This is a genomic window from Sphaerisporangium sp. NBC_01403, assembly GCF_045040145.1.
GTDB lineage: Bacteria > Actinomycetota > Actinomycetes > Streptosporangiales > Streptosporangiaceae > Sphaerisporangium > Sphaerisporangium viridialbum.
Genome location: NZ_CP109534.1, coordinates 1,395,966 through 1,416,867, shown reverse-complemented (window position 1 = coordinate 1,416,867; position 20,902 = coordinate 1,395,966). Strand labels below are relative to the sequence as shown.

Below are 20,902 nucleotides of genomic sequence, written 5' to 3'. Positions count from 1 at the left end.
GACAGCCTGCCTACCACCGGCTGACACCCACACCACCAAACCGCCCGCCACCGTCAGCACCCGTCGGACCTCGCCGCCGCCCACCGTCAGCGCCCACCGAACATCGGCGACGTCCGCTGTCAGCACCCGTCGAGCACCGTCGTCCGCTGTCAGCGGCCGTCGAGCAGAGACCGCGCGTCGTCCCGGCTCATCGCGGCGGCGCGGGCGAAGGACGACGCGAACGCCTCGGCGCCGATGAGCTCTCGCGCGCCCGCGGCGGTGCGGGCGACGTGGCGGTCGCCGGTCACGGACGTCCCGCGCAGTGCCACCGCCGCGCCGAGCAGCAGCGCCGCCTCCTCCCCCGCCCCGTCCAGCAGGGCGGCCCCGGCCTGACCTTCCGCGGCGTCGGCGAGGTCCGTCCTCAGCGGCGACCTCCGCGCGGACGCCAGCGCCCGGCGATACAGGAGCCTGGCCTCTCCGGCGTCCCCCTCGGCTTCGGTCAGCCGGGCCAGGGCGGTGAGGACGGCGGCCCGCGTCCCCTCGGACCAGACGGTGCCGGAGTCCCGAAGCGCCATGTCGAGCCGCCGGCGCGCCTCGGCGTGGTCGCCTTCGAGCCGGGCGATCTCGCTGAGGCCCAGATGCACGGGGGCCGGGGCGCTCGGCAGGCCGGCCCTGCGGGCCAGCTCGCCCGCCCGCCGGTAGTCGGTAGCGGCGCCGGCCAGGTCGCCCTCGCGTACGAGAGCCTCGGCCCGGCGGGCGAGCACGTCCACGATCTCCTCGGCGGCGCCCAGCTCTTCGAGCAGCTCCAGCGCCTCCCGCCGCAGGTCACGGGCGCGCGCCCACTCCCCGCGCCAGCTCGCGACCAGGGCCAGCCAGTCGAGCCCCTGAGCCGTTCCCCAGCGCTCCCCCAGGGAACGGAACCGGGCCGCCACCTCCACGAGCTCCGGCTCGGCCTCGGCCGGGCCGCCGTCGAACAACGTCAGCAGGGCCAGGCTCAGCCGTATCAGGGTGCGGCTCCACGGATCGGGCCCGAGCCGCCGGTCGGCCCCGGGGTCCATCGCGCCCGGCGGCCCGGGCGGCCCCGCGACCATGCCCCACAGGGCCGCGGTGAAGGGATGCCGGAGCGGCCGGTCCAGCGACCGCATGATCGCCCCGGCCCGTTCCCAGTGCTCGGGCAGCGCTCGCGGCACGGCGTGCGCGACGCACATGACGTACTCCTCCTCCAGGCCTTCGGGAGGGCCGGCCATCTCCTTGAGGAGCTCCGCCGCCGCCTCTCTGGCGTGGCCGCGCCGCCCGCTCAGCCACCAGTACGCCGCCAGGGCCGCGATCAGGCGCAGTGCCGTCTCCGCGTCGTTCCGCACGCTCCAGCGGAGCGCGGCCGTCAGGTTGTCGTGCTCGGCGGACAGCCGGGCCAGCCATCGCAGCTGCTCGGCGCGGCGCAGGTGGGGGTCCGCGCGCCGCGCGAGGTCGAGGAAGTGGCGGGCGTGGGCGGCGCGCAGGCGCTCCCGCTCTCCGGCCTCGGCAAGCCGTTCGGCGCAGAACAGCTGGATGGTGTTCAGCATGCGGTAGCGGTCGCCGTCCGTCTCGACCAGCGACTTGTCCACCAGGTCGGCCAGCAGCCCCGCGGCGTCCTCTCCCTCGCAGACCGCCTCGACCGCCGCGAGGGACGCGCCTCCGGTGAACACCGCGAACCGCCTGGCCAGCGCCCGCTCGTCCGGCGTGAGAAGGTCCCAGCTCCACTCCACCACCGCGCGCAGGGTCTGGTGCCGGGCGGCGGCCGTACGGTCGCCGCGTGACAGCAGCCGGAACCGGCCGTGCTCGGCCAGCCGCGTGGCGATCTCCTCGACGGTGAACGACCGCAGCCGCGCCGCCGCCAGCTCGATGGCGAGGGGCAGCCCGTCGAGCGCGGCGCAGATGCGGGTGACCGCGTCCACGTTGCCCGGCCGTACCTCGAAGTCCGGCCGCACGGCCGCCGCCCGGTCGGCGAACAGCCGTACGGCCGGGTAGTCGGGCGCGGCGGACGCGAGGGAGCCCGGTGGCGGGGTCGCCAGCGGTGACAGGGGCACCAGCGTCTCCCCTGCGATGCCGAGGGGCTCGCGGCTGGTGGCCATGACGGCCAGCCCGGGACACTCGCCGAGCAGCCTGCGGGCCAGCACGGCGGCGGCGGTGATCACGTGCTCGCAGTTGTCGAGGACGAGCAGCAGCTCCTGCCCGGCGAGCGCGGACACCAGGCGTTCGACCGGGTCGGACGTGGCGTGCGGCCGGAACCCGGTCTCGCGGAGCCCGAGCGCGCCGAGCACCGCCTGGGGCACCTGGTCGCCACCGCCGGGCGGGGAGTCGAGCGAGGAGAGGTCGGCGGACGGGGAGTCGAGCGGGGAGAGGTCGGCGAAGCACACCTCGCGCCGCCCGCGTGCGGCCGCCTCGACCGCCAGCCGGGTCTTGCCGGTGCCGCCAGAGCCGATGATCGTGATCAGCCGGGCGTCGCGCAGCGCGTCGATGCGCGCGAGCTCGGGCTCGCGCCCGACGAAGCTGGTGAGCTGGGCCGCAAGCCCCCTGCGCGGCACGGGCACGGGCGTCTCGGCGCGCAGGATGGCCAGGTGGATCTCGGCGAGCTCGGGCGAGGGGTCGGCGCCGAGCTCCTCGGCGAGCAGGCGCCGCGTCTCGGCGAAGACCGCCAGCGCCTCGGCCCGCCGCCCCGCCGCGTGCAGGGCGCGCATCAGCTGCCCTCTGAACCGTTCGCGCAGGGGATGCGCGGCCACCAGCCGCTGGACCTCGGCCACCTGCGTGCCCTGGGGAAGGGCCAGCTCGGCCTCGACGAGGTCTTCCGCTGCGGACAGCCGGAGCTCCTCCAGCCGCGCGGCCTGTGCCCGCCCGAAGGACAGGTCGGCCAGGGCGGGCCCCCGCCAGAGGGCGAGCGCCTCCCGCAGCGGGCCTGCGGCGGCCATGGGGTGGCCCGACACCAGCAGCCGCCGCCCCACGCGGGCGAGCCGCTCGAACCGGTGGGCGTCGACGTCCTCGGGGTCGATCGCCAGCCGGTATCCGGACCCGTGGAACTCGATCAGCCCGGCGGGCAGGTTGCGGCGGAGCCGGGACACCTGGGCCTGCACGGCGTTGGCGGCGCCCGCTGGAGGGGCGTCGCCGTACTGCCCGTCGATCAGCCGCTCCACGCCGACCACCCGGCCCGCCTCCAGCAGCAGCATCATGAGCAGGGCGCGCGGCCGGGGGCCGCCCACGAAGAGCGCCTCACCGGCAGGCGACCGCACGTCCAGGGGCCCGAGGATGCCGAACTGCATGACCTCGATTGTCCCCCTTCACGCCGACCGGCCGGGCCGGAGAGCGCCGCGAGCCGCGACCTCCGGTTGCGGGGGGACGTCAGGCGATCACGGTGCGGACGCCCCGGCGTACCAGGGAGCGGGACACGATCAGGCGCTGGATCTCACTGGTGCCCTCCCAGATGCGGTCGACCCGCAGCTCGCGCAGGAACCGCTCGGCGACGTTGGTGCGCATGTAGCCGCGCCCGCCGAAGGTCTGCACGGCCCGGTCGGCACAGCGGTAGGCCGCCTCGCTGGAGAACAGCTTCGCCAGGGACGCCTTCGCGTGCACGATCTTGCGGTCGGCGCCGGAGTCGGCGAGCTGGGCGACCTCGTAGACCAGCAGCCTCGCGGCGGCGGCGTCGGCGGCCGAGTCGGCGAGCGGGAACGCCACGCCCTGGTGGTCGATGAGCCGCGCGCCGCCCTGCTCGCGGCCCGCCGCCCACGCGACCGCCTCCTCCAGCAGGCGGCCCATGGCGGCCACGCAGTGCGCGGCGATGCCGAGCCGCTCCTCCACGAACCAGCCCTGCTGGAGCGCCTCGGCCGCGCCCGGCTCGCCGAGCACGGCCTCGGGCCCCACCCGCACGCCGGTCAAGCGCAGCGTCGGGTGCCCGTGCGGGAAGGTGTGGGTGAACGGGGGCTCGTCGACGAACTCAAGGCCCTCGGCGCCGGCGTCGACGATGAACAGCGTGGGCCCGTACCCCGCACAGATCGCCACGACGATGTGCGCGGCGGCGACGTCCCCGCTGGTCACGAACCACTTCTCGCCGTCGAGGAGCCAGCCGCCCGCGCCGTCGGGCGTGGCGGTCGTGCGGATGCCCGAGGGGTCGGAACCGGCGTGCTCCTCGGTCACGGCGTACGAGATCCATCCCTCCCCCCGCAGCGCGGGCCGGAGGTAGCGGTCGACCTGCTCGGGCGTGCCGGCGGCGAGCACGTTGTAGGCGTCGGGCACCCACCACCACAGGCCGTTGGTGTTACGGCCGAGCTGCTCGTGCGCCACGACGTAGTCGACCGTGGACCACCCCTGCCCGCCGTGCTCGGGTGCGTGCCGGCCGCCGTGCAGGCGCGCGGCGATCGCGGCCTTGACGATGCCGTCCACCACATCCCCGGGCAGCCGGCCGCCCGCGCGCTCGGCGGCCTCCTCATGCGGGACCAGCTCCTCGTCGACGAACCGCCTCGCCCGTTCCTGGAGCCCGGCCTGCTGCGGCGTGAGCCGTACCAGCGACGTCATGTCACCACCCGGATCGCTCTATCCTGACTGGTCACCCAGTCAACTCACCGGGACCGCCCGCTGTCAATAGCCGGCGGCGCCCAGCGAGCGACGCCGGCTTCGCCAGGGACGAGGGCCCGTACAAGATCTATGCCGGCCTGCGTCCCTGAACTCAGGCACCTCAGGTGGCGGTGCACCTACGCACGGTGCACGATCACGGCTTCGCCTGCGACATCGTGGCCGACACGCGGCCGCGCTCGGCACCTGTCTGGGGACGCCATAGCGCCTGACGGCGAGTTCATAGGCGGTGCGCGCAGGCCCGTCATCACATCGGCCGGCGCGTCCATCGGATCTTCCGTCGTCACCGACGGGCGCCTCACTAGGAGCCGGGGAAGGCGGAGCGGTCGACGCCGACCTCGCGGGCGGCGGCGATGCGCGCGTGCTCCAGGAGCCGCTTGCGCGACAGCACGGAGGGGTGCAGTGTGTAGCGGATGATCAGCCCGTCGAGCATGCTGTCGAGGCGCTCGGCGGCGCCGTGCGGGTCGTCGCAGGTGAACTCGCCCGAGTCGACCCCGGCCTGGATGACCTGCTCGACCGAGCCGATCCACGCCGTCTCCAGCTCCAGCAGGATGTGCTGGACGACGGCCTCGCGCAGGCCGGCCGCGAAGGCGTCGATCCACAGGATCCAGCTCTGGTCGGTGCGCGATCGCGGGATGTAGAAGCGCAGGACCCGGTCGAGACGGTCGACGGCCGGGCCCGAGCCCCGCACCAGCTCCTTGAGCCGGGCGACCTCGGTGTCGATGGTCGTCCGGAGCATCGCCGTGATCAGCTCGTCCTTGGTGGCGAAGTGGTAGTGGATCAGCCCGCCACTGACGTTCGTCGCCTTGGCGATGTCGGCGACCCTGGTGCTGGAGATGCCTCGCTCAAGCACCACCCGCCGCGCGGCCTCCAGCAGCTCGGCCCGGCGATGATCCGCCTGGTCGGCCCGGCTCCCGCGTGTCCCCTCGGCTGTACCCTCAGCACTGCGCACGGCCTGAATCCTACCCGAGCGCCCCGGCCTTCCCGCTGCTTACTGGCGGTTCAGTCAGGCCGGTGTTCCCTGCCGGCCCCCCATGCCGCTCGTACGGCGCGGCAGGGGGTTGACGTTTGACTGGCCAGCCAGTCAGTCTCTGATGGTGTGAAGCTGACGCGCCTGCTCGCCCCCGAGTCCGTCGCCGTCGTCGGGGCCTCCACCCGCCCCGGTTCGTACGGCAACCTCGCCGTGGCCAACCTCGTCGCCGCCGGCTTTCCCGGCCCCGTTTTCGGGGTCCACCCGACCGCCGGCGAGGTGCACGGCGTGCGCTGCTACCCGAGGATCAGGGACCTGCCGGTCGTGCCGGACGCCGTCGTCATCGCGACCCCGGCCGCGACCGTTCCCGCGCTGGTCGCCGAGGCCGGAGAGCACGGGTGCGGCGGAGCCGTCGTGTTCGCGGCGGGCTTCGCCGAGGTGCCCGGCGACGCGGGCCGGTCGCTGGAGGGCGCGCTGGCGGCGGCGGCAGCGGCGTACGACATGCCGGTGTGCGGCCCGAACGGCAACGGGATCGTCGCGGTCGCGGGACGGGCGCCTTTGTGGGGCGACGCCTACACGCCCCGGCGCGCCGGACCGATCGCCCTGATCTCCCAGAGCGGGAACGTCGCCGTCAACGCCCTGCTCAGCACCCGCGCCCTCCGGCTGCACACGGTCGTGTCGTGCGGCAACCAGGCGGTGGTCGACGCCGCCGGCTACCTCGCCGCCCTCGCCGAGACCGGCGGCGTCCGGTCGGTCGCGCTCTACCTGGAGGACGAGGGCGACGGCGCCCGCCTCGCCGGTGCGCTGGCCACCTGCGCGGACGCCGGCATCGGCGTGGCCGTCCTCAAGGCCGGCACGAGCGAGCTCGGCGCCTCCGCCGCCGCCGCGCACACCGGGGCGGTGGCCGGGGACGCGCGGGTGCTGAGGGCGCTGGTCGAGGAGGCCGGAGGCGCCTGGGCCCGCAACCCCCACGAGCTCCTCGAACTAGCCAAGACCCTCGCATACGGCTCCCGCCCCGCCCGCCCGAACGGCGACCGACACGGGAAGGGCACGCCGGACGGGAAGAGCACGCTGCACAGGCCGGGCGCGCCGGACGAAATCGACATTCAGGAACAGCCAGGCGAGCCGGACCACCAGGGCACACACGACCGGAAGGACTCACAACAGGGGCACGGCGCACCCCACGGAATCGACATGCAGAAACAGCGAGGCGTCCCGGACCACCAGGACACGGGGGACGGGAGGGGCGTGCTGATCGTGACGTGCTCGGGGGGTGACGCGGCGGTCGGCGCGGACGAGGCCGCGCGCCTCGGAGTGCCCCTGCCGCCGCTGTCCCCGCCTACGCGGTCCGCGCTCCTCCCCGTGCTGCCCCCGACGGCGACCCCGGGCAACCCGCTCGACTACACGGCGGTGATCTTCGGGGACACGCGGCGTACCGCCGGCCTCATCACGGTCGCGGCGGCCGACGAGGCGCTCGGGCCGGTGCTCGTCTACTACGACCGGCCTGCGCGGATGAGCGACGACGCGGCGGTGGAGTGGGACGGAGCGCTCGCGGGCGTCATCGAGGCGGCCTCAGGACTCGAAGGCCGCGTGATCGTCGCCTCGACGCTGCCGGAGCTCATGCCGGAGGAGACGGCCGAGCGCTTGGCCGACCACGGGATCATCCCGATCTCCGGCCTGTCCGAGGGCATCGTGTGCGCCGGAGCGCTCCTCACCCCCCTCGGCGACGGCGACCGGTTGCGCGAGATCGCCTCCGCCGCCCGGACGAGCCCCCGCGCCCGCGACCCCTACGACACGGACGGCACACTCCGCACCGACCGTACTGACGTCACTGACGGCGGTGATCACACTGACGGTACCGACGGCAGAGACGAGGCCGGCTGGCTCGCCGAGCACGAGGCCAAGGCGCTGCTGAGGGAGCACGGGATCCCCGTCCCGGCGGGCTTCGTGGTTCACACGCCCGAGGAGGCCGTCGAGGCGTCCGCCACGCTCGGCACGGCGGTCGCGCTGAAGCTCAGCGGCAGGCACCTGCGGCACAAGACCGACCTCGGAGCGCTCCTTCTCGGAGTCAGTGGCGCGGAGGCGGTGCGGCAGGGAGTCACCACGCTCCTGACCTCGCCGGCAGCCGCACCCGGCACCACCATCACCCCCGAGCGGGCCGCGCCTGGCACCACCATCACCACCGAGCAGACCCCACCCGGCAAGGCCGTCGCCGCCGAGCGGGCCGCGCCCGGCATGGCCGTGCTCGTCGAGGAGATGGTGGCGCAGGGGGTGGAGCTGCTGGTCGCGGTCCGGCGGGACGGGGTCGTGCCGGTCCTGGTCCTCGCCCTGGGCGGGACGTGGGTGGAGGTGCTGGACGACGTCGTCCTGCTGCCCCTTCCCGCTACTCCCCGCAGGGTGGTGGAGGCCCTGGGACGGCTGCGCGGGGCGTCGCTGCTGACCGGTGCGCGCGGACGCCCCCCGGTCGACCTGGCGGCGCTCGGAGAGCTCGCGTCCCGTACCGGCGACCTGGCCCTCGCGAAGAACCTCACCCTGGTGGAGCTGAACCCGGTGATCGCCACCCCGGAGGGCGCGACCGCGGTGGACGCCCTGATCCAGACCGGACGACGCCTGATCCCTGATCCGGACCGGACGACGGGTCCAGACCGGACGACGCCTGATCCGACGCCCTGATCCGAACCTGACGACGCCCCTCTCCGCGGTCAGGCTCTGATCCGATCTCGACGATGCCCGGCTCTTGCGGGGCGGATCCGTCGGCCGGGGGAACGGCCCGGTGGCAGGAAATCCGGTTGGCCACGGTGCCCGCGGCGGGTGACACTGCGGTGTGCGATCTCAAGAGCGGATGGAGCGGGCCGCCATGGAGATGGAGCGGGCCATCAAGGAACTGGGCGGCGTGATCTACACGGCGTTGCGTGACGACGACCTGAGCGCCGATCCCGCGCGGCGCGGGGAGGGCCTGGGTCCGCGGCCTGGCGACGTGATCGAGCTGGCCTGCCTGCTGGAGGAAATCGGCCGGTCGAGCCCGGCCGTAAGGGAACTCCTCGAACGCCCCACCGCGGAGCTGACGCCCGAGGACGTGGCCCGGCTGGGGCGCCGGCTTCTCCAGGAGATCCACTATCAGCCGTCCTTCGACGACGAACCGGGCCTGTGGGCGACGCTCGCGCAGGCGCTGCTCGTGGTGGAACGCGACGTCCGCGCCACGGGGATCTCCGGGCCGCTACGGCTGACCGTCCCCGACTGGGACATCGGCGGCCACGCCCGGGTGGAGTTCAGGAACGCCTTCCAGGGCAACGGCATCCCGCCCGGCATCGGAGCGGACGACCTGGACGCGCTCGTGAGCGTCGCCGACGCCACCCAGGAGGTCGTCATGGAGATGATCTGGGCCGCCTGGCCCACCTGTCCCGAGCACCGCCTGGGCCTGTACGCGGGGTCGGAGCGCGGGACGGCCATCTGGCGATGCGGCGGCACGGGCACCGGCATGCACACGGTGGCGCCGGTGGGCCGGCTCACCATCGAGCACCGCTAGCGGACCACTCCCAGGGACCTCGAACGACCGGTTCCCTACCCCCTGTGGCGCCGTGGCCCTCCGCCCACCCTTCTCGTTCCCGGTGGGGGGACGGCCTGGGTGGGCGGCGCGGCCGGGCGAGGGCTACAGCCGGTTGATTGATCCCCTACTTGCCCAGGGCGCCTTGGAGATCCATGACGTGGTCCTGGGTCTGCTGGAGCAGGGGGCGCAGGGCTTCGGCGACGTCCGGGAGCCCCAGCTCCACGGCCTGGCTGACCCGCTCACGGTAGCGCTGGAGCTGGGTCTCTTCGAGCTCCAGGTCGAGCTGGAGCGCGGCGGCGCCGTCGGGCACGCTCGGGATCTCGGGCACCGAGACGGACGGGATGCCGCCGAGGAACGCGATCTGCCCGGCCAGCGTCGTCGCGTGCTCCAGCTCCTGACCCAGGTGGGCCTTGAGCTCCTCGATGATGCTCTGGTACTCGGGGCCCTTGACCGTGGCGGTGTGCTGCGCGTACTGCACGATCGAGCGGTACTCGCTCTCCAGGTCCTCGTTGAGGAGGGCGATGAAACTGTGCTGGTCCACGCTTGATCATCCTTCCGTTCGCTGTAGACCTGCCCTCCTACCCCCTATCGCGGCGACAATGCGGCTCCACCTCGCCACACCCGCTCAGCCAATCTCGTAGAGCGACAGGACGACGTACGTTCAGCCGAGCTTGTAGAGCGACTGGGCGGAGTCCGATCCCCCGTACTCGGTGGGGTCCACGAGGGTCCCGTTGGCCTTCACCCACGCGGTGACCTCGTCGTTTCCTCGCTCGGGACCGCCCATGCCCCCGCCGAGCATGAGGTACTTCAGCCGCCCGCTGCTGACGTACTCCTGCAGCTTGGCCACGGTCATGGCGGCGTCGCTTCCGGTGAAGCCGCCCATCGCGATGACCGGCTCGCCGCCGGTGGACAGGATGATCGACGAGGCGCTCTGGGCGCTGCTGACCGCGAGCAGCCAGGTGGCGCCGCCCCGGTTCCTCTCCAGGTAGGAGATCATCGCGGCGCTGACGTCCCCTCCCCGGCCGCCGCCGAAGCCGCCTGGTGCCCGCGTCCCCGCGCCGGAAGGCGCGCCCGGTGGCACGGCCGTCCCGGAGGGCCGCTGGGCGCCGGCCGGCGGGTTGCCCAGGGAGCCGGGAGCCCGGCCGCGCATCCCGGTAGGTCCTCCAGAGCCCCCCATGCCGCCGAACCCGCCGCTTCCCGCCGGTCCAGCCGTGGGGTTGGTGCCGTTCACGGCCGAGGACAGCGGGGTCAGCGCGTAGGCGGTGGGGCCCGCGAGACCACCCGCGAGACCGAGGACCAGGGCGACGGCGGCGAGCCGTGCCCTCCCCCGCCCGCCGAGCCGCAGGACGAGCAGCCCGATCGCCGCGACCGCGCACAGGCCGGCGACGGCGTACGCGAGCCACGGGGCCCACTCGGGAGTACGGCGGAGCACGGCGAACGCCCAGGCGCCGGTGACCGCGATGCCCAGCGGCAGCGCCCAGGCCCACGCCCGCGTCCGCAGGTACGCCTGCCACATCAGCACTCCACCGAGCCCGGCCAGAGCGGACACGGCGGGAGCGAGCGCCGTGGAGTAGTACGGGTGGAAGGTCCCCGCCGAGAAGCTGAAGACCGCGTAGTGGACCACCAGCCATCCACCCCAGAGGAGCAGGGCCGCCCGCAGCCCGGAACGGCGCTCCGGGAGGACCCGCCCGAGACCGCGACCGGAGCGGTCATCGGTACGGACGTGGCCCGATCCATCACCCGTGACGACAGGACCGGAGCGGTGATCTATAAGGACGGGGCCGGAGCGGTCACCCGTGAGAGCCGGCTTCCTGCTGGAACGACGGCTCGTGAGCACGAGCCCGGCGACCAGCGCGAGTGCGGCGAAGGGGATCAGCCAGGAGATCTGACCGGCCATGACGTCGTTGAACAGCCGTCCCGCGCCAGACGCCCCGCCGAAGCCGCCACCACCGCCGCCTCGCCCGGCCGCCCCCTCGCCGCCGAAGATCCGGCCGAGGCCGTTGTAGCCGATGACCAGGTCCCACACCGTGTTGTCGGTGCTGCCGCCGATGTACGGCCGGTCGGCGGCGGGCCACAGGTCTACGACGACCATCCACCAGGCACTGGACGCCACCAGGACGGCGCCCGCGGCCAGCAGGCGGCCGAGGCGTGCCAGGATCCTGCCGGGCGCGGCGTACAGGTAGACCAGGGCGAACGCGGGGAGCACCAGGTAGGCCTGCAGCATCTTGGTGGTGAAGGCCATGCCGACGAGCAGGCCGCAGAGCACCAGGGTCCGCGTCCGCCCGGTCCTGATCGCCTCGGCGCAGAACCAGGCCGCCGCGACCAGGAGCAGCACGAGGATGGTGTCGGGGTTGTTGTCCCTGTTGATCGCCACGGTGATCGGCGTCAGCGTCATCACCAGCGCCGCGACCAGCCCCGCCACGTGCCCCCACACCCCGCCGGGCGCGGGCCGTACGTCATGGCGCGGGGTCTCGCCCACCGCACGCCCGTCACCGTCGGACACGCCCGTCCCGCCGGACACGGAGCCGTCGGACACGCCCGTCCCGCCGAAGGCGCGGCGTACGGCCGAGTGGACGAGGGCGACGGACGCGACCCCCGCCAGGGCCTGCGGCAGCAGCATGCTCCAGGTGCCGAAGCCGAAGATCCGCGCCGACAGCCCCATCATCCACAGCGCGAACGGCGGCTTGTCGACGGTGATGAACGACCCCGCGTCGACCGCGCCGAAGAAGAAGGCCTTCCAGCTCCGGGTGCCCGACAGGATGGCGGCGGAGTAGTAGTCGTTGGCGTACCCGTTGCGGCCGAGCGCCCAGGTGTACAGCACCGCCGCGAGCGCGAGCACACCGAGCAGCGCGGGCCGCGCCCAGCGGGGATCCTCCGGGCGGCCGAGCACCACCCGGGCGAGGCGGCCACGCCCGGCGGGACGGTGCCGTCCCCCGGCGGCCGGGGGCCGTTCGACGTCCACGGTCATCGGGAGCCCTCCTTCCGGCGGCCCGGGCTGAACACCCAGGCGCGCAGCAGCACGAAGCGGACCAGGGTGGCGGCGCCGTTGGCGACGACGACCCCGGCGAGCTCGACCGACCTCGGCGCGGTCGCGGGCAGCAGCGCCAGCGTCCCGGTCGTCAGCGCGAGGCCGACGAAGAACGCGACCAGGCCCTCCACCTGGTGCCGGAGGGCCCCGGCCGAGCCGGTCACCCCGAAGGTGAAGCGCCGGTTGGCGGCGGTGTTGGCGACGGCGGTGACCAGCAGCGCGACGGCGTTGGCCACCACGGCAGGGGTGACGCCGCGAAGCACCCAGAACAGGGCCAGGTAGGCGAGGGTGCTGACCACCCCGACGACCACGAAGCGGGGGAGCTGGCGCACCATCCCCGACGGCAGCCGGGCGGCGGCCACCTGGTCGGGAACCGGGATGCGCGCCGCGCCGGACAGTGTCCTGCGTGCCACCCTGGCCATCCCCCTGAGGTCGTCGAGCGCGGTCCGGAGGACGTCGACCCTGCTGTCCGGGTCGTCCACCCAGTCGACGGGGACCTCGTGGATGCGAAGGCCGTGGCGTTCGGCCAGCAGCAGCAGCTCGGTGTCGAAGAACCACTCCTCGTCCTCGACGGCCGGCAGCAGGGCCTGGGCGATCTCGGTACGTACCGCCTTGAAGCCGCACTGGGCGTCGGAGAAGCGGGCGCCCATGGCCGAGCGCAGCAGCAGGTTGTAGGCCCGGGAGATGATCTCCCGCTTGGGCCCGCGCTCGACCCGGGCCGCCCTGGACAGGCGGGTGCCGATCGCGAGGTCGCTGTGGCCCGACAGGAGCGGGGCGATCAGCGGCAGGAACGCGGTCAGGTCCGTGGACAGGTCGACGTCCATGTAGCTGACGACGTCGGCGTCGCTCTCGGCCCAGACCTGGCGAAGCGCCCGTCCCCGGCCCTTCTTGTCCAGGTGGACGGCCCGCACATGGGGCAGGTCGCGGGCGAGCCCGGTGGCGATGTCCCAGGTGCCGTCGGTGCTGGCGTTGTCGGCGACCGTGATGCGGAAGCCGTACGGGAAGGTGCGGGTCAGGTAGTCGTGGAGGCGGCGGACGCTCTGCGCGAGCACCCGCTGCTCGTTGTACACCGGGACGACCACCTCGACGAGGCGGGTCCCGGTCTCCGGGGCGAGGGACGCCTGTGCGGGCGCCGGTGCGAGGGAGGAGGTCATGCGCGATGACCGGGGATCGGCTGGCTCATGGCTCCACCGTCGGGGAGCGGGATTGAACCACCCTTAGGCGTTGATTAACCCTGTCTGAGAATGCGCCCGGCCGGGCAGCCTCAGGCTGGCGCGGGCGCCGCCCCCGGGTGCGTTGGAGAGGGCCGCCTCGCCCCCCGCGTCCCGTACGGCCTGCGCCACGATGGCGAGGCCGAGGCCGGAGCCGGGCATGCTCCTGGCCGTGGACGAGCGCCAGAAGCGGTCGAAGACGTGCGGAAGCTCGTCCTCGGGGATGCCGGGGCCGTGGTCGCGCACGGTCAGCTCTCCCCCTTCGAGCCGGACGGTCACCGTGCCCGCGGCGGGGCTGAACTTCACGGCGTTGTCGAGCAGGTTGACCACGGCGCGTTCCAGCGCGCCCTCGCGGCCGTGGACGAACCACTCGCCCAGCTCGGCGTCGATGCGCACGTCGTGGGCGCGCAGGCGGGCGCGGGCGACGGCGGCCTCCACCACCTCGTGGAACGGCAGGTCCGCCGTGGGCTCCTCGCCCCCGGACACGCGCGACAGCTCCAGCAGGTCGCCGACGAGGGCGGACAGCTCGGCCATCTGGGCCTTCACGCTCGCGAGCAGGCGCCTTCTGGCCCGCGGGTCGAGCTGCCTGCCGGTGTTCTCGCTGTGCAGCAGCAGGTCGATGTTGGTGCGCAGGCTGGTGAGCGGGGTGCGCAGCTCGTGCCCGGCGTCGGCGATGAGCTGCCGCTGGCGCTCGCGGGAGTTTGCGAGGGCGGCCGTCATCGCGTTGAAGGACGTGCTCAGCCGCGCGATCTCGTCCTCGCCGTCGACCGGGATGCGCGTGAGCAGGTCCTCGGTCCTCGCGATGTGCTCGACGGCGCCGGTCAGGCGGGTGACGGGGCGCAGCGCCGTACGGGAGACGAACCGGCCCGCCGTGGCCGCGCCGAGGACGCCGAGCGCCGCGACCCCCGCGAGCAGCAGCGCGAGGCCGCGCAGCGTCGCGTCGGTGCCCGCCAGCGACCGCGAGACGCTGACGGCCACGCCGGGGCCGACGTTCGCGGTCAGCACGCGGACGGTGTCGCCGCTGTCGGTGACGCCGTCCCGCAGCATCCGGGCCCCGGGCAGCCGCGCCATGCGCTGGTCGGCCGGCTCCACCTTGACGGCGTCCCAGCCCTGGGCGCAGCGGGTGCCGTCGGCGAGGACGATCTGCTGGAGGCGCAGGAACGGTCCCGGCTCCTCGGTGCCGCTCGGGTGCTCGGAGCAGTTCCGCTGGATCATCTCGACCGTCCTGCCGCCCAGCGGGGGCTGGTCCAGCGAGGTGTCGAGCTGCCGCGACAGCTCGTTGCGCACGAGGAACCAGCAGGCCGCCGCGCAGACGGCGATCGCCACGGCGACGACCGTCGCGACCAGCACGGTCAGCCGCGACCTCATCGACCGGCGCCCGCGCCGCATCAGGAAGGCGTCCTCAGCACGTATCCCACGCCGCGCACGGTGTGGATCAGGCGGGGCGCGCCACCGGCCTCGGTCTTGCGGCGCAGGTACATGATGTACACGTCGAGCGAGTTGGACGAGGGCTCGAAGTCGAACCCCCACACGTCGCTGAGGATCTGCTCGCGGGTGAGCACCTGCCTGGGATGGGCGAGGAACAGCTCCAGCAGCAGATACTCCGTGCGCGTGAGCTCCAGCGGGCGGTCGTCCCTGGTGACCTCGCGGCTGGTCGTGTCCATGCGCAGGCCGGCGTGGCTCAGCACCCCGTCGGGCACGGCGGCCGGGGCCTGCCTGGCGCCGCGCCGCAGCAGGGCGCGCACCCGGGCGAACAGCTCGTCCAGCTCGAACGGCTTGACCAGGTAGTCGTCGGCCCCGGCGTCCAGCCCGGACACGCGGTCGCCGACGGCGTCCCTGGCGGTGAGCATGAGCACGGGGATCTGGTCGCCCGCCGCCCGCAGGCGCCTGCACGCGGTCAGCCCGTCCACGCGCGGCATCATGACGTCGAGCAGCACCAGGTCGTACCGCTCGCGCCCGAGCGCGTCGAGGGCCTCGGCGCCGTCCTCGGCGAGGCCGACCTTGTACCCCTCGAACTCCAGGCTGCTCTGCAGCGCCTCCCGCAGCGCGGGCTCGTCGTCGACCACGAGCAGCCGCGCGACGTCCCTGTCTCCCGTTGTGCTCACCGGCTCACGGTAGCCGGACATTGTGAGAAGCCCATTAAGAGTTTCCTGCGAGGACCGCCATGGCCGCGTTGTGGCCGGGGATGCCGCTCACGCCTCCCCCGCGCCGGGCGCCCGCGCCGCACAGCAGGATGCGCTCGTGCTCGGTCTCCACGCCCCACCTGCCGGTCTCGGCGGGGTCCTCGGCGAACGGCCAGGACAGGTCCCTGTGGAAGATGTGGCCGCCGGGGAGCCCGGCCTCGTTCTCCAGGTCCACGGGGGTCTTCGCCTCCAGGCAGTACGACCCGTCGGGGGCGCGCAGGAGGCAGTCCTCGATGGGCTCGGCCAGCACGCTGTTGATGGAGGCGAGGGTGGCGGCCAGCGCCTCACTCCTCGCCTTTTCCGGATTTTTCCGGAAAAGGCGGGCGGGCATGTGCAGGCCGAACAGCGTCATCGTCTGGGCCCCGGCCTCCCGCAGCGAAGGACCGAGGATCGAGGAGTCGGTCAGCGAATGGCAGTACACCTCCGCCGGGGGCAGCTCGGGGATCAACCCGGCGACCGCCTGCTCGTACGCTAGCGCGAGCTGGTCGCGCCCCTCGTTGATGTGGAACGTGCCGCTGAACGCCTCCACCGGGTCCACCGACCCGTCCTTCAGGCGGGGCAGGCGCGACAGCACCATGTTGACCTTGAGCTGGGCGCCCTCCGGCGGCTCCTGCGCCCCGCCGAGCAGCCTCGCCATGACGGCGGGCGGGGTGTTGACCAGCAGGTGGTCGCCGGTGACGGTGTGCTCGGCGCCCTCGGCGTCACGGAACACGACCTCGCCGCCCGGGTCGATCGACAGCACCTCCATGCCGGTGCGGATCTCCGCGCCGCCGCTCCGCGCCGCCTCGGCGAGCGCCCCGCTGACCGCGCCCATGCCCCCGACCGGCACGTTCCAGTCCCCCGTGCCGTCGCCGACGACGTGGTAGAGGAAGCAGCGGTTGGCCAGCAGGTCCTTGTCGGGGTCGGCGAAGGTGCCGATCAGGGCGTCCGTCAGCACCACGCCGCGCACGGTGTCGTCGCCGAACCGCTCGCGGGCCACCTCGCCGATCGGCCGCTCGAACAGGTCGCGCCAGGCCTCGGCGTCCCCGACCACCTCGCGCAGCGCCGTACGGTCGCGCAGGGGTTCGAGCAGGGTGGGCGCCACCCGCTCGGCGACCCGCGCCGTCTGCCCGTAGAACCGGTGCCAGGCCGCGAGGTCGCCCGGCCCGCCGGTCACGGCGGCGAAGGAGGCGGCGGTCCGGTCCGCGTCGCCGTTGTCCACGAGCAGCCCGGTGCCGCCCACCGGGGTGTACGAGGCGTAGCGCCTGCGCCGCAGCTCCAGCTTGAGCCCGAGATCGGAGACCACCTTGCCCGGCAGCAGGCTGACCAGGTAGGAGTAGCGCGAGAGCCGCGCGTCGACCCCGGGGAAGGCCTGCGCGGAGACCGCGAGGCCGCCCACGTGGGAGAGTCGCTCCAGCACCAGTACGCGGCGCCCCGCTCGCGCGAGGTAGGCGGCGGCGACCAGGCCGTTGTGCCCGGCACCGGCGATGACGGCGTCGTAGTGCGAACGGGGCATGACAAAGTCTCCTAACCCGGACAGTACGGTGAGACGGCACATCAGGGGAACAATCCCCCTGGAGCGTACATACGGAGAGGACCGAGAGCGAGCATGCACATGACCGGCCACGGCGAGGCGATCATCCAGACATCCGAGGAAGTCACCGAGGCCCTTGCCACGGGGGCGCCCGTGGTCGCGCTCGAAACGACGATCATCTCGCACGGCCTGCCGCAGCCCCGCAACCTGCAGGTCGCGATCGAGCTCGAAGAGCTGGTCCGGGAGGCGGGAGCCGTGCCCGCGACCATCGCCGTGCTCGACGGAGTGGCCCGCGTGGGCCTCGACAAGGGCATGCTGGAGCGCGTCGCCACCGAGCCCGGCCTGCGCAAGCTGGGCTTCCGCGACCTGCCGGCCGCCGCCGCGCTGTCGGCCAGCGGCGCCACGACCGTCTCGGCCACCGCGTTCCTCGCGGCCCGCGCGGGGATCCGGGTGTTCGCCACCGGCGGCCTCGGCGGCGTGCACCGCGGGTGGACGGCCGACCAGGACGAGTCCGCCGACCTCGACATGCTCTCGAGGACGCGGATCACCATCGTCTGCGCGGGCGTGAAGTCGATCCTGGACGTGCCCGCCACCCTCCAGCGGCTGGAGACGCGGAGCGTGAGCGTGGCCGGGTACCGCACGGATGAGTTCCCCGGCTTCTACCTCCACACCTCCGGGCTGGCCGTCGACTGGCGCCTTGAGACCCCCGCCGAGGCCGCCGCCGTCATGCGGGCGCAGGACGGCCTGGGCGGCCCCGAGACGGCGCTGATCGTGGCCAACCCGGTGCCGGAGACCGAGCAGCTCGACCCCGGGCTCCACGACCGCGTGCTGGCCGAGGCCCTCGCCGCCGCCGACGCCGAGGGGATCACCGGCCAGGCGATCACCCCGTTCCTGCTCGACTTCCTGGTCAGGGGCACCGGCGGCGCCTCGCTGGAGGCCAACCTGGCCGCCGTGCGGGGCAACACCCGCCTGGCCGCGCGGATCGCCGCCTCGTGGGCCTCGTCGCCGTCGGCGGAGAGCTGAGTGGGCGGTCTGCTCGTCATCGGCGACGTCGTCACCGATGTGGTCGCGCTCCATCACGCGCCGGTCGCGACCGGCACCGACACCGCCGCCGACATCGTCGTGCGACCGGGCGGCTCGGGGGCGAACACCGCCTCCTGGGCCGCCCACCTGGGCGCGGACACGCGCATCCTGACGCGCGTCGGGTACGACACCGGCCCCTGGCACATCGCGGAGCTGCGCGGGGCGGGCGTCCACCCGCACGTGCGGGTGGACCCCGCGCACCCGACCGCCGTCGTGATCGCGATGGTCGACGTGACCGGTGAGCGCTCGATGCTGACCAACCGGGGCGCGGGCGGGCGCATCGGCCCGGGCGACTGGGACGACGGCCTGCTCGACGGCGTGAGCCACCTGCACATCTCCGGGTACACGCTGTTCGCCGAGCCTGGCCTCGAACTGGTCCGGCTGGCCGTACGGGCCGCCCTGGCGCGGGACGTGCGGATCAGCGTGGATCCTGCCTCGACCGGCTTCCTGCGGGATTTCGGCCCGGACAGATTCCTCGCGGAGACGGCCGCCGCGACGATCATCATCCCGAACCGGGACGAGGCCCTGCTCCTGACCGGCGAGACCGACGTCGCGGACGCGGCGGCGGCGCTCAGCGCGCGGTACGGCATGGCCGCGGTGAAGCTCGGGGCCGGCGGGGCGTTGCTGGCGGTGGCGGGCCGGGTGGTCCACCGGGCGCCCGCCGTGACCGCCCGCGCGGTGGACTCCACGGGCGCCGGGGACGCCTTCGCCGCGGGATTCCTCAGCGCTCTGCTACCGGGTGACTCTCCGGAGTCGGCGCTGGAAGCGGGGTGTCTGGCGGGCGCCGAGGCCGTCACCCGGCTGGGCGGAAGGCCGGGGTCTGCGAGCGGTGTCCACTCGGTTACAGGCTCGGGGATCGGCTAGCGGCTATGTTCTCCCTAGATGGCGCTAATTGATAGCCTCCGGCGTAAGCTGCACCATTAGCAACATGCGTCACACTCGGGAGGATGCGGTCAGCCGATGGACGCCGATTCAATGATCTGCTTGAGCGATCTGGTCCCGGCCCTGCGCTGGAGCCGCCCTCAGCAGATCGCCGAAGTGCTCGCCGACCCCCGGCTTCCGGGCGGCTGGTGGGCTTCGGTCGCTCTCAGCCGTGCCCTCGGCACGACCGGTGTCGACTGGCTCTGCGACAGGCTCTCGCGGCTGGCCGTCAGCCGCTGGGACCACCTGGCGCTGATGGACGTGCTGCCCGCACTCCAGGTCCACATGGTGGACCCAGGGCTTCCCGGCTGGCCCGAGCCCGCGCGCTCGGCGATCACCGGGATGGGCGGATGGCAGCGCCTGCGCAGGCTCACCGCCGCCGACCTGCGGGTCCCGGCGGTCCCAGCGTCACCCGAAGTGATCATCACCGCCATCTTCCGTGAGGTGCTCGGCCGGGTTCCCGCCATCGCGCCGCAGGTACCCGGGCCGATCTCACCGCAGATCGCCCCGGTGGCGGGCCCACCCCAGCTCGCCCTGCCGCCGATCGCCCCGCCCGCCACGGCGCACACGGGGCCCCACCCGGCGCAGCAGGCCGGCCCCCGCGCCGCGCAGCCGACCGGCCCCCATCCCACGCAGCCCGGCGCGTCCCGCACGGGCCCGCATCCGACGCAGCCCGGCGCCTCCCGCACGGGCCCACATCCCACGCAGTCCCCCGACGCCGCGGTTCCCCCGGGGAACGGCGTGCCGCAGGCGCCCCCGTACCGCGAGGCGCCGGCCGCCGCCACCCCGCCGCCCCCGGTTTCGGACAACCCCCTCGTGCGGCTCGTGGACGCGGTATTCCGCGAGTGGACGCCGCTGGAGCGGGCCGTCGCCATCGAACGGCTGTTCGCCGAGGAGCCGATCAGCCTCCGCACGCTCGCCCACGAGCTGCACGTCGACCGCGACGTGCTCTCGCAGGCGCAGCGGGCGGCCGAGGAGCGCGTGCTGCACTGGCTGCGCTCTCCGGAGTCCACCGCGGTGACCGGGCACCTGTTCCGCCTCACCGAGTGGCTGGGCGTCGCCGCCACCGAGGACCAGCTCATCGGGGCCGACCCCGCGCACCCCATCGAGGTGCCCTCACTCGGCACGCCCCTGTGGCGGGTGCTGGTCGCGCTCATGCGCGACCGCCGCCTCCAGGACGGCTGGCTCGTCGTCGGCGACCTCGGCAGGCTGCGCGAGCGGACGGCCCAGCTGCTGGGCGACAAGACCTCGGGAGAGGACGCCGCGGAGCTGCTGGCCCAGGTCGGCATCCGCGCCCACTCGGCCCGGGCCTGGATCGACGCCCTGCCCCGGGCGATGACCCGGCAGCCCGAGCCGCCGGCCACGAACGGCTTCAGCCCGCTCCCCCGCCGCACGCCCGGGGCCAACGGCCACCAGATGCGCGGGGGGCTGCCGGTCCCGTCCGTGGCGGAGAACCTGCCCGACGCCCAGACGGCCCTGGCGGCGCTCACCGCGCTGTCCGGGCCCATCCGGCCGCACCTGGTGCCGGAGCCGCGCGCCGCGACGCACGCGCCGCCGCTGCCCAGTCCCGCCTCCGACCCGCGCCGCTGGCAGCGGATCGACGTGACGAGCGAGCATCTGCGCGGCGAGCCGGTGCCCGTGCCCGAGGGGTACGCCACGCAGCTCGGCATGCGCCCGGGCACGCTGCTGTCGGTCACCGGGCCGGGGGACAACGCGGTCGTCCTGGTCTGGCGTGACCGCCAGCCGGTGTTCGACTCGCTCCAGCCGGTGCTGATGCGGCTCAACGCCCGGCCGGGCGACGCGGTCTACGTCACCGTGGACGGCTACCGCCTGGACGCCCAGCTCACGTCCTGAGGCGTCCGGGCGCC

At 74.1% G+C, this 20,902-nt stretch carries 14 protein-coding genes; 5 read left to right on the top strand and 9 right to left on the bottom strand.

Translation table 11 applies throughout. The features are described from left to right. Positions 1 to 149 precede the first annotated feature (149 nt). The 3 genes from OG589_RS06035 to OG589_RS06025 all read right to left on the bottom strand — a co-directional run bounded on the left by OG589_RS06035 (position 150) and on the right by OG589_RS06025 (position 5,530). The gene (locus OG589_RS06035; protein WP_405146932.1) at positions 150 to 3,272 is read right to left on the bottom strand and encodes a BTAD domain-containing putative transcriptional regulator; all 3,123 of its coding nucleotides are present in this window, start codon (positions 3,270 to 3,272) and stop codon (positions 150 to 152) included. A 79-nt stretch (positions 3,273 to 3,351) separates the two neighbouring features. Next, a complete protein-coding gene (locus OG589_RS06030; protein ID WP_405146930.1) occupies positions 3,352 to 4,521 on the bottom strand; it encodes an acyl-CoA dehydrogenase family protein in 1,170 nt (389 codons plus the stop codon). 358 nt (positions 4,522 to 4,879) lie between these two features. Continuing rightward, a complete protein-coding gene (locus tag OG589_RS06025; protein ID WP_405146929.1) occupies positions 4,880 to 5,530 on the bottom strand; it encodes a TetR/AcrR family transcriptional regulator in 651 nt (216 codons plus the stop codon). A gap of 147 nt (positions 5,531 to 5,677) precedes the next feature. On the opposite strand from OG589_RS06025, the gene OG589_RS06020 reads away from it, so the two are divergent. Together OG589_RS06020 and OG589_RS06015 are read left to right on the top strand one after the other, a co-directional pair. Next, positions 5,678 to 8,221 carry an acetate--CoA ligase family protein gene (locus OG589_RS06020; protein WP_405146927.1) on the top strand — a complete coding sequence of 848 codons (2,544 nt, stop codon included), beginning with the start codon at positions 5,678 to 5,680 and terminating at the stop codon, positions 8,219 to 8,221. 184 nt (positions 8,222 to 8,405) lie between these two features. Then, on the top strand, positions 8,406 to 9,074 hold the full coding sequence (locus OG589_RS06015; RefSeq protein ID WP_405146925.1) for a hypothetical protein: 669 nt from the start codon (positions 8,406 to 8,408) through the stop codon (positions 9,072 to 9,074). Positions 9,075 to 9,219: 145 nt separating this feature from the next. Here the strand turns inward: OG589_RS06015 and OG589_RS06010 are convergent, their stop codons facing one another. The 6 genes from OG589_RS06010 to OG589_RS05985 all read right to left on the bottom strand — a co-directional run bounded on the left by OG589_RS06010 (position 9,220) and on the right by OG589_RS05985 (position 17,012). Further along, positions 9,220 to 9,636, bottom strand: coding sequence for a ferritin-like domain-containing protein (locus OG589_RS06010; RefSeq protein WP_363919921.1), 417 nt, complete (start codon positions 9,634 to 9,636; stop codon positions 9,220 to 9,222). A 120-nt stretch (positions 9,637 to 9,756) separates the two neighbouring features. After that, positions 9,757 to 12,063 carry a glycosyltransferase family 39 protein gene (locus OG589_RS06005; protein ID WP_405146923.1) on the bottom strand — a complete coding sequence of 769 codons (2,307 nt, stop codon included), beginning with the start codon at positions 12,061 to 12,063 and terminating at the stop codon, positions 9,757 to 9,759. Beyond that, positions 12,060 to 13,277 carry a glycosyltransferase gene (locus OG589_RS06000; RefSeq protein ID WP_405146921.1) on the bottom strand — a complete coding sequence of 406 codons (1,218 nt, stop codon included), beginning with the start codon at positions 13,275 to 13,277 and terminating at the stop codon, positions 12,060 to 12,062. The genes OG589_RS06005 and OG589_RS06000 overlap by 4 nt, the downstream gene beginning before the upstream one ends. A gap of 63 nt (positions 13,278 to 13,340) precedes the next feature. After that, the gene (locus tag OG589_RS05995) at positions 13,341 to 14,723 is read right to left on the bottom strand and encodes an ATP-binding protein (protein ID WP_405146919.1); all 1,383 of its coding nucleotides are present in this window, start codon (positions 14,721 to 14,723) and stop codon (positions 13,341 to 13,343) included. Continuing rightward, the gene (locus OG589_RS05990; protein WP_405146917.1) at positions 14,723 to 15,439 is read right to left on the bottom strand and encodes a response regulator transcription factor; all 717 of its coding nucleotides are present in this window, start codon (positions 15,437 to 15,439) and stop codon (positions 14,723 to 14,725) included. Before OG589_RS05990 ends, OG589_RS05995 begins: the two co-directional genes overlap by 1 nt. Positions 15,440 to 15,473: 34 nt before the next feature. Beyond that, on the bottom strand, positions 15,474 to 17,012 hold the full coding sequence (locus OG589_RS05985; RefSeq protein WP_405146916.1) for a phytoene desaturase family protein: 1,539 nt from the start codon (positions 17,010 to 17,012) through the stop codon (positions 15,474 to 15,476). A gap of 93 nt (positions 17,013 to 17,105) precedes the next feature. Between OG589_RS05985 and OG589_RS05980 the strand changes: the two genes are divergently transcribed. The 3 genes from OG589_RS05980 to OG589_RS05970 all read left to right on the top strand — a co-directional run bounded on the left by OG589_RS05980 (position 17,106) and on the right by OG589_RS05970 (position 20,888). Continuing rightward, on the top strand, positions 17,106 to 18,053 hold the full coding sequence (locus tag OG589_RS05980) for a pseudouridine-5'-phosphate glycosidase (protein ID WP_405146914.1): 948 nt from the start codon (positions 17,106 to 17,108) through the stop codon (positions 18,051 to 18,053). Next, complete coding sequence (locus OG589_RS05975; protein ID WP_405146912.1) at positions 18,054 to 18,977, top strand: carbohydrate kinase family protein; 924 nt, start codon at positions 18,054 to 18,056, stop codon at positions 18,975 to 18,977. It abuts the gene before it with no gap. A 120-nt stretch (positions 18,978 to 19,097) separates the two neighbouring features. Then, positions 19,098 to 20,888: a hypothetical protein gene (locus OG589_RS05970; protein ID WP_405146911.1), complete on the top strand. Its 1,791-nt coding sequence runs from the start codon at positions 19,098 to 19,100 to the stop codon at positions 20,886 to 20,888. Positions 20,889 to 20,902: the final 14 nt, after the last annotated feature.

Coding starts and splice junctions, on each gene's coding strand:
- OG589_RS06035 (WP_405146932.1), bottom strand. CDS start 3,272: ATGCAGTTCGGCATCCTCGGGCCCCTGGACGTGCGGTCGCCTGCCGGT.
- OG589_RS06030 (WP_405146930.1), bottom strand. CDS start 4,521: ATGACGTCGCTGGTACGGCTCACGCCGCAGCAGGCCGGGCTCCAGGAA.
- OG589_RS06015 (WP_405146925.1), top strand. CDS start 8,406: ATGGAGATGGAGCGGGCCATCAAGGAACTGGGCGGCGTGATCTACACG.
- OG589_RS06005 (WP_405146923.1), bottom strand. CDS start 12,063: ATGACCGTGGACGTCGAACGGCCCCCGGCCGCCGGGGGACGGCACCGT.
- OG589_RS06000 (WP_405146921.1), bottom strand. CDS start 13,277: ATGACCTCCTCCCTCGCACCGGCGCCCGCACAGGCGTCCCTCGCCCCG.
- OG589_RS05995 (WP_405146919.1), bottom strand. CDS start 14,723: ATGCGGCGCGGGCGCCGGTCGATGAGGTCGCGGCTGACCGTGCTGGTC.
- OG589_RS05985 (WP_405146916.1), bottom strand. CDS start 17,012: ATGCCCCGTTCGCACTACGACGCCGTCATCGCCGGTGCCGGGCACAAC.
- OG589_RS05980 (WP_405146914.1), top strand. CDS start 17,106: ATGCACATGACCGGCCACGGCGAGGCGATCATCCAGACATCCGAGGAA.